We start from the raw sequence: 17329 nt of genomic DNA, 5'->3' as shown, positions 1-17329 counted from the left end.
ATGCCCGATTTCCGCTATGAAGTCATCAACACCAAGGGAAAATCAGAAAAAGGCAAGCTTGCTGCGAACTCCAAACTAGAGGCGCTTCAGATACTTTCAAGCAGAGGGTATGTCGTCAGTTCAATCAAGCAGTCCGCTTCACATGTTTCCACGAAAGCTTCAATGTTCCCTGCCTCGCAAAAGGAAGTCAGCATCTTCTCAAGGCAATTGGCAACCATGGTTTCCTCAGGTGTGAGAATAAGAGACGCTCTTCAGGTTCTTTCAACTCAGATTTTCTTTTCAAGAAGATTCAGAAAGATCGTGACTCGGGTGGTCCTGGATATAGAAGGTGGAATGAGCTTCAGCGAGTCACTTGAAAAGACGGGTGTATTCGAGCCCCTCTTCACCAATCTGGTTAAGGCCGGAGAAGCGGGTGGAGTGCTAGACGAGTCACTAGAACGGGTTGCCGACTTCTACGAAGGGATGGTCGAGCTGCAGAATCAAGTGAAGTCAGCTATGTCATACCCTCTCTTCATGATGGTCTTTGCAGTTGGAATAGTTGGGATGATCTCCTTCTTCATTTTGCCGAACCTGATCGGCGCTTTTGGTGGAAACTTTCAACCAGAAGGAGCGATGGCAATTCTCCTGAGTATGAACAGCATTCTTGAGAATCACTGGCCTCTGTTGCTTGTTATGCTTGTCGGATTGTTGATCGGAGGCTACTTTTTCTTCAAGAGCAGATATGGAAACGTTGTCAAGGAAAACATTGGTAAGTTGATCCCTCCGATAAGGAATTTGAGAAACATGACGGCAATGGAGAGGTTCACTCGGACGACTGCGGTCCTAGTTGCCAGTGGAGTCGATCTGCCGACCGTTTTGGAACTGGCCGGAGAAGTCTCTCAGAGTCCAAGAGTTATGAAAGCAGTGGGCAATGCAATAATAGGAATAAAGGGTGGGGAAAGCATCAATGCTGCTTTGGAGCGCCAGAAGGTCTTTCCGCCCATTGTTGTTAGTATGGTTGCTGTTGGTGAAGAGACCGGCAAGCTGGATGAAGTGATGTTAAAAGTTGCGGATTTCTATCATATGCAAGTTCAGAACGCACTCAAGAAACTTGTTTCGCTTGTGGAACCAATAATGATATTATTTATTGGTGGGTTCATTGGTTTCCTGGCAATAACGATATACGGTGCAGTCTTTGCTATGGAGCAAAGTATTGGATGAGCTTGACCGAGTTGTTGTGCTGTCTGGTCCTGGTCTCTCTGTGTATCAGCGGCGTCGTACTGGTTTCGTCTGAAATCATAGTTAAGCTAAAGATTAGCCTCAGCAAAACAGCTTTCGATTCTTTCATTGAAAGCCAACGACTTGAGGCAATTGTTCGTTCAAGACCAGTCGAGCTCTTCTATGATTTCAGAACTAGAAGGGTGTCTTCGACAACGGGTGATATTTTTGAGGATTGCTTGTGGGAGAATCCCGAAGGTTTCAGAATAAGATTCAACGGCGATGGGTCTATAGTAATTCTTAACGGTTCGACAACGCTGAATTTTGCTGATGGCAGTGTATTGACTATCCAGCCGGTTACGGGGAAGGTCACTTATTGAGACTTGGGGGTAAATATGTTTCAAAGTATGATTACTGCCGTTAATTCCGATGAGGGTTACACTGAGATCGTAAGAGCAGTGGTCGAGGGTAGGAGCGTAATACCGGTCTTTTCTGTCCTTAGGATCGGTGAGAACTCGCTTGGCGAAGCGGCCAGGGTGTTTGGCGAGAATAATACTCTTCCCGTAGATGAGATATTTGTGACGACCTTCCACCCAAAGGATGTTGTGTTTCAGCATCTAGAGGTTCCGAGGGTCAAGTCGATGAAGAACCTGCTTAGCGTTGCCAGTTTCAAGGCCGCCTCTCAGTTTTCTTTGCCGCCAGACGAAGTAAACGTTGCCTGTCTCAACTCAATTGCTTCTTTGAAGACGGGGTTGGTTCCTGCCTTTATTATCACCAAGAGGAAGGCTGTTTTTGAATTCGTTGGAAGACTCACAGGTGAGAACTTCCCCGAGCCGAATATAGTAGATGTTAAGCCTTTCTCCATCTTCAAGACCGCTCATACCAGTGTCTTCGAGGGAAACAACATCGTCTTTGTGGTGGATAAGAATTATTCGATTCTCCTTACACTGAGAGGAGAAGAGATTGTTGGGCTGAACTACATAAGCGATGGTTTTGACGAGCTGGCAAGTGGTTTCAGTGAGGACAACTCTCTTTCTCCTAAAACAGATATCCAGAGGGAGTTCCTTGTCGGCTCCAAGGCATATTACGATTCATTGATAGAAGAGGCTTCCGAGAGACTTGAAGGGCTAATCTCCTATCAGCTTAGGATGTATCTTACGAACACTCTGTCGAACTCTCCGAATACTTCTGCGGCCGACGAGTCTCTCTTCACAAGGTTCTTTGTAGTGGGGCCCTCGAGTCTTTCTACAGCCGTTTACTCAAGAGCATTTCAGAGAATTCTTGGAGACGAGACAGAGGTGGTCAGCATGCCTCTTAGGATTAAGGAAACGACTGGGATAACATATACTTCGGTGGGACTACTCATGAGAGGTGGTGAGATACTTGGTCGACGTAAACTTACATTCAAGGAAGAAACGGGTATCAAGGCTTAAGTATTCTTTAATAGTCCTGCTGATAATTGTCGTTCTGATTATCGGGTCTCGTTTTTTTGTGACCCAAGCCTTTGATGTAAGATTTAGACAGGTTTCTAGAATGAAAGGCTATCTGTTTGATAATACTGGAACATACCTTACAGGGAATCTGATAGCAGACATTGACATGATGTTCGACAAGAAGCAGGAGTACATTGCAATCCGGAATAGACTTAGTAGACAGGTTAGCGATCTTCGCGCTCATGTAAGCTCGAAGTCGCTAGAGATGGATGTCTTCAGAACAATGGAAGCTTATCTCGAAGACGAGAACGCTCTGAAGACGATTGCTTCGAGAATTTCGTTTGAAAGTGGTGTTGGTAACTCCTTCTACTATCTAATATTTGAAGGTGATAATACCTATTTCCCGTCACCGCTTACCACACCAACCCTTCTTGCCAGGCCAAGCGTGAGGGGTAATTTGGACTTCGCGGAGCTTTACTCTCTTCAACTTGTCGACCTCAAGGTGGGTGGCCTCGATGAATGAGAGAGACGAGTTTAACATCGAAGAAATTAATGCCTTTGTCGACTCGGGATCTTTTGAGAGCAACGATGGCTTTTTCATTCACAGAGACTATGCTAATAAGCTGAAGAGAAGACTCAGTATTCTTGACAGAAAGGGAATAAACTCAAAGATTGCCTTCTGGTCGTTGATCGCTTTGACGATCGTAGGTTTTTTGTTCCTGGTGGTACTTTACTCCTACAACACTTTCGAGAATACATCTCTGCTGGTCGAAGAGGTGAACGGTCTTGAAAGTGCATACCTTGAGGTTCAGTTGCTCTCAAGAGTCCGAAACGAAGCGATAGGCGCAATGAGTACAAGGAGTTATCTTAAGGAGATAGAGGAGAGGATTCCGATAAGGTCTTCTCAAGGAGAGTACAAAGGAATCACTGTCTCAGGTAGTTCGAGAGATATTCTTGATCTTGTTGAGATGATTGTCAGTGAACCGAGAATTCTTGTCAGAAAGCTTGATCTGAGATCAAACCTTGGATTTCCGATTCTGCCGGAGTCTAATATTCCGTCCAATCTTTTGCTTGAGTTGAGGACGGACATTGCTGTAACAGGGACCTTCTAGACGGAGCTGATTTTATGGAGAAGATCGTTTTGATAATAGTGGTCTCAATTACTCTGTTAGTCACGGGTGGTGTACTCTTGGTATTGCTCTTCGAACCGGTAGAGATTGCTGATGTTGCGGCAAGCAGAATAAGAATTGATCCCGTTGATACTTCTAGGGTGGTGAGCGTCTTCAGTATGGAGAATCATTTCCTCCCACTCTATGCGAGTCCTTCGGAGGTCATAAGTTCAATGCTAGAAGTCGGCGAAGAGGCAGAGAATGTCAGGTATGTTGCCTATTACAGGTTGAACAAGGTTGATTACGCAGTTCTACAGACGGGTGAGACGGAGATAACAGTAAGAGTGGGCGAGCAAGTTGCTCCCTCCTATATAGTATATGGAATTACGGAATTTGCTGTTCTGCTAAATGATACTAGTACGAACAGCTTCTTTGTTGTGAAGTATTTCAGGTCATAAACTCGAGGGTGAATATGGGGTGATTCGTGTGAGAAGAATAGCGGTCTTATTTCTAGTTCTGGGCTTCTTCTGTATTGGTTTCTCTAATCAGCTGAATTCAGTCATTCCCACTATGGATGCAGAATCGGTAACAGTGACTCTGATCTTTAAGGACAATGTCACAGATTACAATATACAATCGAATCCTTCAAGGACCATATATTCTCTGGCAATAAACGGTGTAAGCGGCAGAGATATGAATTTACCGCTTCGAATGGGTCCGGTTGAAGGTTTGTGGACCAGGCAAGATCCGAAGAGACTGTCGGTGAACGTCGCTTTGTTGATTCCAGCAATCGATGATCCAGAAGTTACGATTATGGAGAATGTTGTTACGCTTAGATTCTTTAGATCGAATATTAATGTGAATATCGAGAAATTCACTACATATGGTATGACGCTATCTACTGCGATGACATATCTTTTTTCGGAAGAAATGCTAGATCTATCGTATATCATCTCTCCAAGTGTTAGAAATGAGCAGGTTGTGGTTGGTTTCTCACTGGCCATGCCCGAAGATATTCTGAGAAATATCCTTACGTCTCTTGGAGATAGGGTCGCTTATTCCTATTTGACTGACGGAACCTTCTATCTGGGTTCGCCTGAAGAAGTTCAAGATCTTGTTAATGCCTTCTGGAAGACGTATATCGGTGTTGATTTCAATATTGAGGGGGAGACCGTTTCAGAACAGATTGAAAGGCTGAGAAAGACTCTTCCAGTAAATAGCTACATAGAGTATCTGCCGAACGAGGCTTCTTTGATGGTGTTTGGCGATCTCCAGACCCACATGAGTCTTTCTGCAGCTCTTACGAAAAACACGGTCACCAAAGAATACTCTGTCCCGTGGGAGATAACTAACGTCGATGTTGAACCGCTTACAGCATACTACGAATTGGCAAGGAGTCTTAATTCGCTGCTCTTCTCAGAAAGCCTTACCATAGTAAGTATTCCTGAGTTCAACAAGCTGATATTCTCTGGAAACGATTCTCAAGTTACGGCCCTTTATGAGTATCTCGATCTCTACAGGTTGTATTTGACCTCAGAAGATCTTGATTCGAGCAGGACAAGGGTTACATTGACTCTCCCCGACAATTTCTTCTTGATTGAGGACGTTCTGAAACTAGTAAGTGCTTCAGGGTCGGGGCTTCCTGATGACGGGACCCTCGTGGGAGCGATCTTCGGGATTCTTCAAAGCTATGCAGTTTATGAGGAACTTTCCGTTGACAGAACCTTTGAGCCTATCGGAAAAGTCACTTTCGAGCTGCCAAATTATCTAGTTCCTGTTCTGGAGAGAATCGCAGACTCTTTCTCCACAATTTCTGAAGACGTTTCATACCTCATGGTGAACTATCACCTTACAATAGAAGAGTCGATAGTAGCTCAGGTCGAACGAATTACAGGTTCAATAATTGAGCCCTTAGGCGAGAGAAAGGGTTACATCGTGAAGGGTGCTAAGAGCTCTATAGAGACTGCCGAATATCTGCTGTCGTTATTTACCGGGATTACATTTGATGACTATGATAGCACTTACCTGGAACTGAAGACCAACGATTCATATGAAGAAGTATCCAGTTTTCTTGGTACGTTCTTTGCTGCCCAAGGTCTCGTTGAGAGTGAGTACACAATTCAGCAGATTGCGGACAGACTGGTCTTCATGTATGGTCCTTCAGGAATCATGGGGAGGGCCATCAACGAACTTGAACAACATGAAAGACAGATATACAGGGTGACAAGGGAATCGATTCTCGAGATCTCTCCCGAAATCTACTCTTCCGGTCTGGGGGATCTGCTCGAAACGATTCTCGTAGAAAATGAGACGGCTGATTTCATCACTTCTGCGGGTCTTCTGGTAATCAGAGCGTATCCGGAAAGGCTTTCTGAGATAGAAGGGATCATTGAAGAGAGAATTCCCAGAATCACTGAGATGGTTGAAAGCAGGATGGCAAGTCAGGAGACTCGCCTCTCCCTCCAGATAAGGGCTATTCCCGGCTGGGATATCGAGAAGTTCAGAGCCTACCTCAGCGACTTTCTTGGACCTAGACTCTTCTCTGATATCACTCTCACAACTTCAGGCAATGGATACATAGTTATTGCAACAGAATCTGTTCTTGAAGCGGTTTCCGCTGAAGCGGAAAAACTGAGAGGATTTGAGAACCCATCGTACAGACTGGAGACATCTATCCCCTCTCTTTCCCAGTTTGAAGTCCTATTGCAAAGACTGGGTATTGCTGCGACCATAGTTCCAGTCGAGAACCAGTTCATGATTATTGGCTCCAGGGAGAACGTTGAGGAAGCATCAAGGCTTGTAAGGCAGCTGAGTAGCGGACTTCCTGTGCAGGGGGACGTTTCTGAGGCTAAATTAGAGTACAAGTATGAATTCATAAATCTGCCCTATTCCGAGATTCAAGGGATCAGCGAGCTTCTGAATAAACTTAGCTTGTCAGTGGAGTTTGTAAACACACCAACCGGCGTGGCTGTTGTGGCAACTGAGGACCGCCTTGAAGATGCAATGGCAGTTATTAGTTCGATTTTGTCGAGAATTGAGACGATTGAGACCGGTCCAAAAAGCTATAGCTTAATAGATGTTGAGTTGTCCTTGGTCGGTAGCCTGGAAGAGATTCTAACCCTTCTTGGTTACGAGATTGATCTTGTGGAAACACCAGTTGGGATAATCGGAATCGGTGTCGAAACACAACTGGCTAAAGCGAAGAAGATTGTCGATGAGATTCTAAAGAAAGAACCAACTACACTTCCTCAAGAAGTAGATGCCGATAGTTCGTACCTGATAATCTCTTCTAAACCTGAGATTGCAATAGAATCTCTAAACTCAGTGATAAATGTCTTCGGTTTCGATCTCGTTATCACAGAGATCTACGACAAGATCGTTGTTGTCGGAAACAGCTTCGACCTTCAGTTGTTCAGAGGGTTGTACGGAGAGATTCTCACCTCAGAGAGTGCGGAGGGGGCTTTTGCAAGCAAAGAGATTTTGGGGGTGCCCGGTTGGGACTCTGAACGACTATTGTCGTATCTGGGAGTAGTCCTGGGAGTTGACAAGACTGCCAGCATTTCTCTCGTTCAGACCGCCAAGGGATACATCATCAACTGTCCCGAGTCAATCTTGGAAAGTGTTGAAAGGGAACTCGATAGGCTCAGGAAAATAGAAAGCCCCTTCTACTCTATAGAGCGAAGGATGCCCTCATTAAACGAACTGAATTCTCTTCTAGTGAGACTCGGAGTAATAGTCGATATTCTGAAGGTTGATGATTACTTCGTTATCATCGGTACTGAACCCAATGTCAAACAAACTATAGAGATAGTTGCCAAGCTTCTGGAGATAATCGGTGACGAGCCCGAAGTCGGTGAAATGGTATTTGAACTCTCTCAAATATCGGGCGAGGATTCTGCAGCATTTAGAGGAATATTCTCGAGCATCGGTATAGAAGTGGAGCTTCTCGACTCCCCGTCTGGTGTCTTGATTATCGGTGAACGCAAAGAAGTCGCAAAAGCAATGGAGACTTCAGAATCAATCCTTGAGAAGCGGCCGTCGACTATTGTGACGGAATCGGTGTTCGAGTTTGTTTCAGTTTCTTCTGACGAGATTGGCGATTACTCTTTGGTTCTGGAGAAAATGGGAATCAACGCTGAACTACTATCTTCTCCCTCAGGGGCCCTCTTGATTGGTTCGTCGGAAGAGGTTTCAAGGGCCAAAACTGTAGTGCAAACGATTGTTGATCAAAAGAAGGAGATAGGTCCCTCTGAAGATACAAGGAACGTATCGACCTTCGTTAAGAAGGTAGCTGGTTGGAGCAACGAAATGCTTTCCAGCTACTTAAGAGACTATCTAGGCGAAGACCTCTATTCTCGAGTCTCGATTGCTCCTTCAGTGAGTGGATACATAATCGTTGGCCCGGTTGAACTTCTAAAGACGATAGAGGAAGAGATCGCCAGACTTGAAGAGATTCAGGACCCGCACTTCATGGTACAGCGAGCTTTACCTCCTCTTGACCAGCTGGAGCTTTTAATAGATGCTCTCGGAATAAAGGTCGGAATCATTCCTGTTGAAGACAAGTACTTAATAGTTGGAAACCGTGACAGTGTTGACAGAACCGGAAAGCTCATCGATCAGCTTATAGATGCGATCTATCCGGAAGGTGAACCCGAGGAGCAGGCGCTAGAGTCAAAAACGTTCATTTTCTTGCCTGTAAGACCTGAAGATATTGCTCCTCTGGAGATAGTAATGGAAAAGCTTGGGGTCGTATCGGAGTTCATCCAGATCTCTACAGGAGTAGTTGCTGTGGGTTCTGGGGAAGAGCTTCTAAAGGCACTTGACATAGTTGAGTCGGTAATGGCTCACTCCGAAAGTGTTTCAGCAGATCTCAGTTTGAGATTCAGATTTGTAGATGTTAGATCGGATTCGATAGCACAACTTCTCCCGATCATCGAACGGCTGGGTATTGATGTCGAACTGCTCAACACCCCTACAGGTGTTGTCGCCATTGGAGCAGAGTCTGAGCTTGAACGTGCGGAGGAGTTGATTGAGGCGATCAACTCAAGAGAATCGCAAGATGTTCCACTTCAGGATAAGTATGAGAGTTTCCTTCTTCTTCCGTTATCGTCAGGAATTACCGTTCAGTCACTGGAACCTGCCCTTGAACTTCTTAACTACAGAGTATTTGCAGTCGGGGTGGCTGACAAGATTGTCGCGATAGGTGAAGAAGAGGATCTCTTAAAGTTCAGATCTCTATATAAACAGCTTCATGCTCAGGAAATCGAAAGGGAAGAAAGAGTGTCTCTTGACATCAAGGCCATACCGGGTTGGGATCTTGCGAGGGTAAGCGAATACCTTAGACTATTCCTTGGAGTCGACGACTTTGAGAGAATCTCAATTATGACGTCCTCCAGCGGGTTTATTGCCCTAACTCCAATTGTCCTGGCAGAAGTAGTCAAGGCAGAGATCTCGAGACTCAGGGAATTTGAGGATCCGGCTTTCGCAGTGTTTGACAGGATACCTCCCGTCGACGATCTTGAAGGGCTTCTGGCTAGATTGGGGGTTATGGTTGATCTCGCAAAAATGGGTAGTTCCACCATTGTAATCGGTTCAGGTGAAGATGTACGACGCACAAGCCAGATAATGGAGCAGCTCTTGAAATCAGTCTCACAAGATGTGACTGTGCCTGAAGCTGTAGAATACAGAGTCGTTGATATTTCCGGGGAAGACATCGGCAGCTTCAATGCGATTCTTGAGAGACTCGCAATTGAAGTATCCTTAATTACATCCCCATCCGGAGTTATCGTAATCGGTTCTCAAGAGGCAGTTGAGAGAACGATCATGGTAGTAGATGACATACTTAGTAGAAGAACTACAGCACAGGTTTATGAACCCACGTACGCCTTCACGGGCATACAGAGCAGCGAGATAGATAGTTATCAGGCAATTCTTGATAAGCTTGGTGCCGGAGTAGAGCTTCTTCCTTCTGCCACCGGGGTTTTAATGATCGGTGACAGAGAAAAGGTCGAGACAGCAATCAAGACCGTCAACGCGATTCTCGAAAGAGAAGCCCTGGTTGCTGAAACCGAAGGAGAGAAGGGGCGAGTTTCAAACGTAGCTGCAGTTGTGCCGGGCTGGAACGATGCAAAATATGCCAGCTACTTCATGGACTTCCTTGGCGAGGACGATTTCTCTAGGATCTCAATCACCCCTTCGTCCAGTGGCTATATCGTTGTCGGTCCGCTGGAAGTTATCTCGAGATTGGTTGCGGAAGCCGATCGTCTGGCAGGGATCGAAGATCCGTTCTTTGTCATAGAAACCTCACTTCCTGCAATAGACCAGCTGGACACTCTTCTTGAACGGCTGGGACTTAAGGTGACGATACTACCGGTCGGAGACAAACACCTTGTCGTTGGCATGAAGGAGAGTGTAGAGAAGACAGTCGAATTGATCAAGATGCTGAGAAACGGTCTTGAGGCTCCACTGACCTCGAGAAAATACGACTACATAATAATGCCTGCAAGCGAAGGCACATTCGAGACGATCAGACAAGTACTTTCGGAACTGAAGATAGACGCTACTGCTTTGAGCTTTGGAAGCAACGTGATAATTGTCGGATACGGTGAGGACCTTGAAAATGCAGCGAGCGTCGTAAAATCGATAAATGATCGAACCGTCATACTTGAGACCGACAAGGAACTCAAGTACGCTTTCACTGATATTCCAAATGACAGGATCGGCGAGTTCACTGCCATACTTGAGAGTCTAAGACTAGATGTTGAGCTTCTCTCATCTCCTTCCGGCGTTGTTCTGGTTGGAACCGAAGAGGAGTCGACAAAGGCGATAGAAGTTGTCCATTCGGTGCTTTCAAGGGCGGAAGAAGATGAGACGGTCGAATCTAGATTCTTCAACAACCCTGCCGGCTGGGAAGATGGCAAGCTAGTTTCATACTTGCGGGGTTATTTGGGAGAAAAAGAATGGGCAAAGATAAGCGTAACACCGGTCCAATCAGGTTATCTCATTGTGGGTCCCACGGCAATTCTTGACCGAATAAGCACCGAAACAACCAGGCTTTCAGGTCTTGAGAGACCTCACTACGAGATAGTTGAGTCCGTTCCTTCTATTCAGAATCTGCAGAGTATGCTGGAGAAGATGGGGCTTGCAGTTACAGTTGTTACCGTTGATGGAAGGTCGATGGTGATAGGTCCGGAAAGCGATGTTCGTTCTACCGTAAGAGTCTTCGGCGAACTTGCTGAAGGAATAGTGCTTCCCAAGGGCGATGAACCTGACATCTTTGCATTTGTGGAAATCCCAACTGAGGAGACCGACAGTTTCAGAGCGATCTTCTCTAGGCTGGGTATTCGTATTGATCTTCTGAATACGCCAACCGGAGTAATAGCGGTCGGCCAAAAGGAAAACGTCAAGAAGGCCGAAGAGACTATTAGCTCGATCCTCTCGCGAAGAGAGGTTCAGGTTGTTGACGGCGAACAGAGTTATCTAGTAGTCGAGGTTCGTGACGGATTTGATCTTGCAGCTGCCCAATCAGTCAAATCGGCGTTCAACATAAACGTCTATCCTCTTTCTGTGGCCGGGAGACTTGTAGTGATCGGAGCAGAGAAGGAGATTGAAAGATTCGTACAGATAAGGAACGATATTATCAGCGAACACAAAGTCACAGTTATAGTTCCTCGTGAAGTTACCATCGAAGAACTCGATGGGATAATTAACACACTTGGCCTGGAAATCTCCGTTCTCGAGATTCGGGGCAGCTTCGTCGTTTATGGAAAGGAAGGAGAGATTGAACAGGTAAGGGACATTCTTAACCGCCTAACTTCCGATAAACCGTCCGAGAAGTCGCAAGAAATGCGCATCTTCAGTGGGATAGGCCATAGTACTGATTTCCTGAATCAGCTTCTGTCAAGTATGAACTCCTCTCTAATCGTTTTCGGAGAGGGAGACAGAATAGTGGTCGTTGGAAACGAAGAGGATATTGTTGTCTTTGAGAGTCTTCTCAAGGAGATGGGGTCGGCGCCGACGGCGGAGAGCCTTACGGCACAGTTCTTCCCGAAACTCGAAGGCTGGAGTGGCGAGACTCTCTCTGATTTCTTCATGGCGATGAGCTTTGCCGTGAAGGTATTCCACGAAAGTAGTCAAGGCTACCTGCTAATAGGTCCCGAAGATCAGCTTGCGGAAATACCGGCTTTGATGGACGGTCTCGAGTTGAAGACGAAGAAGCTGACTACCCTATATACTATTCCATCCGGGATGACGTTTGAGGAGTTACGGGAGATACTAGTTTCCGCCGGTTTCAACCTCTCCTATACAAAGCTGGGGCAAAGCATGTCCGTATCGGGTCTCGAAGAGGATGTTAATATGGCTGTTGCTCTACTTGATGAAGTTATTCGAAGCGGGCTAGGAAAAGGAGTCTCTTATAGACTTGCGAAACTTCCTGCCGAACTGACTCTCGAAAAGTTTGAGAGGATTCTGAGCGACATGGCTCTCAGTATTTCGGCTGTTCAAGTTGACGGGGAAGTGATGTTAATTGGCCCCGATAGTGACTTAAGAACGGCAAAAGAGATAGTTGAATACCTAACTCCAGAGGATCCTGCGGTCGATGAGAAGAGAGTGTACTCAATAGTCCCGTTGGGTGATGGGCTTTCGCTAGCCGAAATGGCGGCCCTTGTTGAGAGTCTATCGCTCAATGTCCAGATTCTTCCAGTCGGTGGAGACGTGGTTTCGGTTGGTACCCAGAGTAATGTTGACCGCTTCAGAGAATTGGTGAGTTCGGTCTCTGCAACATTGGGAATAGGGAAATTCGAGAGCCCCGAATACGAAATCGTTGAGCTAGTAGAAGAGATTTCTTTGGGGCAGTTCAGAGAGCTTCTTTCCTCTCTCAATATACCTGTAAAGATCGTAGAAGTAGCGGATTACATTGTGTTCATTGGTTCAGGAGAAAACAACGCAAGAGCAGTTGAGCTCTTCTCAAAGTTTGAAAAAGAGGATCAAGAACCTGAAACTGACGAGATCGAATTCGCTACGATCTCCTTGCCGGAGGGTTTCGATCTCAGTTCACTGGAGGCTGTGTTAGATAAGCTAAGGTTCAGTGTGGATCTGGATTCAGTAGGCAACGTTCTGCTTCTTATCGGAACCAGAGAATCGATAGAGAACGCTCTGGCACTTGTGGAAAGGCTCGTTCAGGTGTCTACCGGCGATTCGGGAGAGAAGAGTGAATTTGAAATTCTTGATCTTGAAGACGAAGTCTCATCGAACTTGCTTAATCAGCTCTTCAGGTTGATCGGCGTCAAAGTGGAGATTCTTGAAAGCGATACTGCGCTTGTGTTTGTCGGAACTAGAACGGATCTGGAGATAGCCGTCGATGTCTACAACTCACTTGGAAAAACTGTCGAGGCAGACGAAGGTCCGCTGTCTTACACAATTACCATCCTTCCAAGGAATCTGACGCCCGGGCAGCTTGAGATTGCCTTCGAGTCGATTCAGATACCGGTTGGTATTATTGAAGCAGGTGACTATGCGATTATCGTCGGAACCAAGCCCTCCCTTGCGAGAGCTCAAGAGTTGATTTCCTCTCTACGGATAGGGATAGATTCGATGGGAACTTCTGCCGATGGATCTATCTCTTATAAGACCTTTGTGCAGCCGGATGGAACGCAAGTCGATCAATTCGAGACGATTGCGGGGTTGATGGAACTGAAGCTCAAATTTGAACCGGTCGGAGACATGGTCTTCATGATAGGTACGGGCGAGGATATTGCTGAATTCGAGGAGGTTATAGGCGGTCTTACAAGCGAGAAAGCAGGGATTGTAAATGAATCAAGGTTCGCAAAGAGACTCTCCGGAATCGATGCAGAAACTCTTAATGCGTATCTTGAGGCAAAAGCGATTTCTCTTCCTGGAGTCTTCGATGTGAGCGGTGGTTATTTGCTAATTGGAACCCGCGAATCAGTCGACGAAGCACAGGCCGTGATAGACTACCTGGTTAACAACCAGCAGGTCCACTTCGCTTATATTGATTTACCTGCCAGTATAACTCCTGAGATTCTTCAAGCTATGGTTAGCGATCTTCTCCTGGAGGTATCCGTTGTTCAAATCACACCATCTAGGTACATGATAGTCGGTAACTTTGATGATGTAGCAGCACTGAAAGAGGTACTTGTCAAAGCAGTAACTGTAGAGGCTAAATTCCTGTCCTATTCCCTTATCACAGTAGGGCAAGCCTTCTTAGAGGATCTAGAGAGCGTCTATTTTGCTCAGGGGAGCCAAAGATCAGGAATGGCTAGCCTTGAGGAGGCTCTTGAGAACATTGGTGTATCTGTCTTCATCGGTAGGTTCGATACTCGCCTCCTCTTGGTAGGAGAGAGTGACCACGTTGACTTCGCGAGAGAGCTTATTTCAGAGCTGAATCGGAATGCGGGCAGCAAGGAAGCATCAGAGCAAATTAACATCGAAGACCTTCCTCCTGTTAGCGGCTGGAGCACAGAACAAGTCACACAGTTCCTGGAAGCCGCGGAAATTCAGCTGAAATCAATCATTGAATACTCAGGAAGGCTCATTGGAATTGGGACTCAGGTCGGACTTGAGAACGCTAGGGCAGCGCTGAACATACTCGCTGTTGATTCTAAAAGAGAGTCGGTGAGGATCGAGAAGAACCTCGTCACACAGGCCCAGTTAGCGGAACTGATCTTCAAACTGGGTCTCGAAATCGAATTTGTCGACCTAGATCGGCAGTGGTTGCTAATCGGTGAACCCGAGTCACTAATGATCATAACCAGGACAGTCGAGGAGGCAGCTGCCGATAGGGAGATTTCGAGATACATAACCGATCTCACGGTGAATCCTGAGGAACTGGCCTCTCTCTTAAGAGAATCGATCGAGGGTATCACGGTTCAGACATTCACCGAACTTCAGATGCTGCTGATAAAATCGAAGAGTTCAGCTCTCCTTGATATGGCCGAAAAGATGATCAAAGAGGTCCAGGAGTCGAGAAAGGCAGTAGATCCGCTGGAAAGGGGAGTAGTGGTTGAGGGAAAGCTTGTCCAGATAAATGTCGCCAATCAGGATCTGGAAGAGTTGTTGAGACTAGTGGCCGACAAGCTTCAAATCTCGCTCCTTTTCATTGACGACATAAATGAGAGGATCACCATGTCTGTCAAGGATCTCACATGGGAAGCTCTTACCAGAGTAATAAATGCCACGAAGCCGGTTGAGATAAGCAGAATCGATGATATCTATGCGGTGACAAAGAAGGAGCAGAAGGCCGGTGAAGAACCGACCGATGTTGAACTAGTCTATCGTGTTTACCACAATGTTGAAGAAGTAACAAGGCTTATAGAGTTCTATGGAGGTGAAGTTCTCTCAGATCCGGTGAACGGATATATAGTAGTCAGAGGCCTGGCCAAATCAAGAGTTGATAATATCTTTGACGAAATTGGATCCGATCTCTCGCGTCCTAAAAAGCAGGTACGAATCGAAACAAGGCTCGTGGATAAATCGCTTGTTGATGATATTCAGAGGGAGTTCAAGACGGCAATAGGGATTAACACTCCTGAGATTCTCATTGAAAGCGGTTCGATAGATCTCGACTTCAAAATCATCGACTATCTTGATTTTACGAAACTGATAGACGATATCGTAAATACGGCAGTCGTGAAGATCGGGGCAGACCTGAGCAATAGGGACACCGATTCCGACCTTATCTCCAGTCCTTCGATAGTCTCAATGAGTGGTCAGGAAGCGAAGATTCATATCGGGGACACCATTCCCTACTTGGTTCGAACAATCGAGTACGTAGATGGTAATCCCGTAGAGATCGAGACTATCGAGTATCTGAACACAGGAGTCGAATTAAGAATTACTCCAACTGTCAATGATGACGGCAAGATACTTCTCGATCTCTTTATAAAAGTCAGCGAGCCCGAGAAGTATCAGGACGGAACACGAACGCTATATGGTGAGAAGACGAGGGAAGCAAACAGCAGACTGATTATTTCGAACGGCAATACATTGACGATCGGTGGACTTGTTGCAAACAAGGATACTGTAACCGTTAATAAGATGCCTTTCTTGAGCGATTTGCCGTTTATCGGTAAGTTATTTACTACCGAAAACAGAACGTCTGATAAGAGAGAACTGGTTATCTTCATCACAGCGGAGGTGGTAGAGCCGTGAAAAGGAGCCCCGTTGTCAGCGGCAAGTTCTACGCAGATGACAGTGAGGACCTCAAGAGCCAGATCAAGAATTGCTTCTTTCATCCGATAGGACCAGGGAGTCTTCCTAAGAATCCTGGAAAATCTGAAAGCTCAGTTGGTTTGGTAGTGCCGCATGCGGGGTACATGGCAAGCGGTCCGGTTGCTGCCTGGAGCTATTGGAAGTCGTATTCTCTAATTACCCCTTCAACGGTAATAATTATCGGTCCCAATCATACCGGCCTTGGGACGAGGCTATCTCTGTGGAATGAAGATTCTTGGGACACACCTCTGGGTGAAGTAGAGATAGATAAAGAGCTTGGGAAGTCAATCATGACTATGTCTAGCGGACTTGTGGTATCTGACACGGCGGCCCACCTGTACGAACACTCTATAGAAGTCCAGCTGCCGTTCCTGCAGTTTCTGTACAGTGACTTCAAAATCGTGCCGATAATTATGAGTGATCAGAGACTGGAAGTGGCATTAATGGTTTCCGGGCTGCTAAGGAAGATCCTGAGCGAGAAGAGTAACCTACTGATAATCGCTTCCTCAGATCTGAATCACTACGAGTCTCACGAAACAACTATGGAGAAAGACAGGAGACTCGTGAATCTTGTCAAGGAGAGGAAGTACGCAGAGTCATACGAGATATCCAGAAGCGAGCGAATCACCGCCTGTGGTCTAGGACCTATGGTGGCGGTTAGAGAAACCTTTGAATCGATGGATATACTTTGCAACACGACGAGCGGTGAAGTCATCGGAGACAGGTACAGAACTGTCGGTTATCTTGCTGCCTTGCTTAAGTGAGTTACAAAATCAAATAGATCCATGTTTGGCCTTCGGTACGTCATAAAAACACATGCTATAATCTCGATGAACTGGAGGTGTCGTGTGAAAGCGATAATGTTGTTCCTGATGGTAATCGTATTGGGTTCCATGGGTTTTTCTTCGTTAATTATAGATGGAATTCACTACTCTGGTATAGAGTCGGAAAGTGATATGCTGATCTATGACGGAATAAACGCAGCATATGTCATTAGCCAGATAGGGAAGAACTCATTTGAAATTGGAGGAAACTTCTCCTTCATTTCCTCCGCTTCCTCGGAGCTATTCTATAAGAGCGGTCATTTCAACACGGTTCTTAAAGCCTTTGTTGGCCATGCATACGATCTTACAGAGGAATCGGCCGCCGGGTTAAGAGTTGTCTCTCGGGTTGGCCTTATGGCTGCAAACTTTGAAAAGTTCGGAGTCTTCTTCTCGATCACTCCCGTCGTTTACGTTAGAGTTGGCTTTCTTTCCTTCGGAGTTGCGGCGGGCCTTGAGTTAGAGCAGTTCTTCGGAACGAAAACACTTCCAGTTGTTCATGCAGGCGGTGAGATTACTTACCGTTTCTAGCGGAGGTTGT

At 46.0% G+C, this 17329-nt stretch carries 9 protein-coding genes; all 9 read left to right on the top strand.

The annotated features are described in order from the left end of the window. The 9 genes from B3K91_RS01835 (at nt 1) to B3K91_RS01795 (ending at nt 17319) form a co-directional block, all read left to right on the top strand. Nucleotides 1-1200: a type II secretion system F family protein gene (locus B3K91_RS01835; RefSeq protein ID WP_292592605.1), complete on the top strand. Its 1200-nt coding sequence runs from the start codon at nt 1-3 to the stop codon at nt 1198-1200. Further along, the gene (locus B3K91_RS01830; RefSeq protein WP_292592603.1) at nt 1197-1577 is read left to right on the top strand and encodes a hypothetical protein; all 381 of its coding nucleotides are present in this window, start codon (nt 1197-1199) and stop codon (nt 1575-1577) included. The genes B3K91_RS01835 and B3K91_RS01830 overlap by 4 nt, the downstream gene beginning before the upstream one ends. Nucleotides 1578-1592: 15 nt before the next feature. Then, entirely contained in the window at nt 1593-2630 is a 1038-nt protein-coding gene (locus tag B3K91_RS01825; RefSeq protein WP_292592601.1) for a hypothetical protein, read from the top strand. 100 nt (nt 2631-2730) lie between these two features. Further along, the gene (locus tag B3K91_RS01820) at nt 2731-3153 is read left to right on the top strand and encodes a hypothetical protein (RefSeq protein ID WP_292589236.1); all 423 of its coding nucleotides are present in this window, start codon (nt 2731-2733) and stop codon (nt 3151-3153) included. Continuing rightward, the gene (locus B3K91_RS01815) at nt 3146-3742 is read left to right on the top strand and encodes a hypothetical protein (protein ID WP_214060206.1); all 597 of its coding nucleotides are present in this window, start codon (nt 3146-3148) and stop codon (nt 3740-3742) included. Before B3K91_RS01820 ends, B3K91_RS01815 begins: the two co-directional genes overlap by 8 nt. Before the next feature lie 14 nt (nt 3743-3756). After that, a complete protein-coding gene (locus tag B3K91_RS01810; RefSeq protein WP_099828944.1) occupies nt 3757-4197 on the top strand; it encodes an alpha/beta hydrolase in 441 nt (146 codons plus the stop codon). 28 nt (nt 4198-4225) lie between these two features. Beyond that, a complete protein-coding gene (locus tag B3K91_RS01805; RefSeq protein ID WP_292592599.1) occupies nt 4226-15907 on the top strand; it encodes a type II secretory pathway, component HofQ in 11682 nt (3893 codons plus the stop codon). Next, nucleotides 15904-16731: an AmmeMemoRadiSam system protein B gene (gene amrB / locus B3K91_RS01800; protein WP_292592597.1), complete on the top strand. Its 828-nt coding sequence runs from the start codon at nt 15904-15906 to the stop codon at nt 16729-16731. Before B3K91_RS01805 ends, amrB begins: the two co-directional genes overlap by 4 nt. Nucleotides 16732-16815: 84 nt before the next feature. Continuing rightward, nucleotides 16816-17319 carry a hypothetical protein gene (locus B3K91_RS01795; RefSeq protein ID WP_214078161.1) on the top strand — a complete coding sequence of 168 codons (504 nt, stop codon included), beginning with the start codon at nt 16816-16818 and terminating at the stop codon, nt 17317-17319. Nucleotides 17320-17329 lie beyond the last annotated feature (10 nt).

The organism is Mesotoga sp. UBA5847 (assembly GCF_002432735.1).
GTDB lineage: Bacteria > Thermotogota > Thermotogae > Petrotogales > Kosmotogaceae > Mesotoga.
Note: the sequence above shows the minus strand (reverse complement) of the source record. Positions and strands in the feature narration are given on the sequence as shown.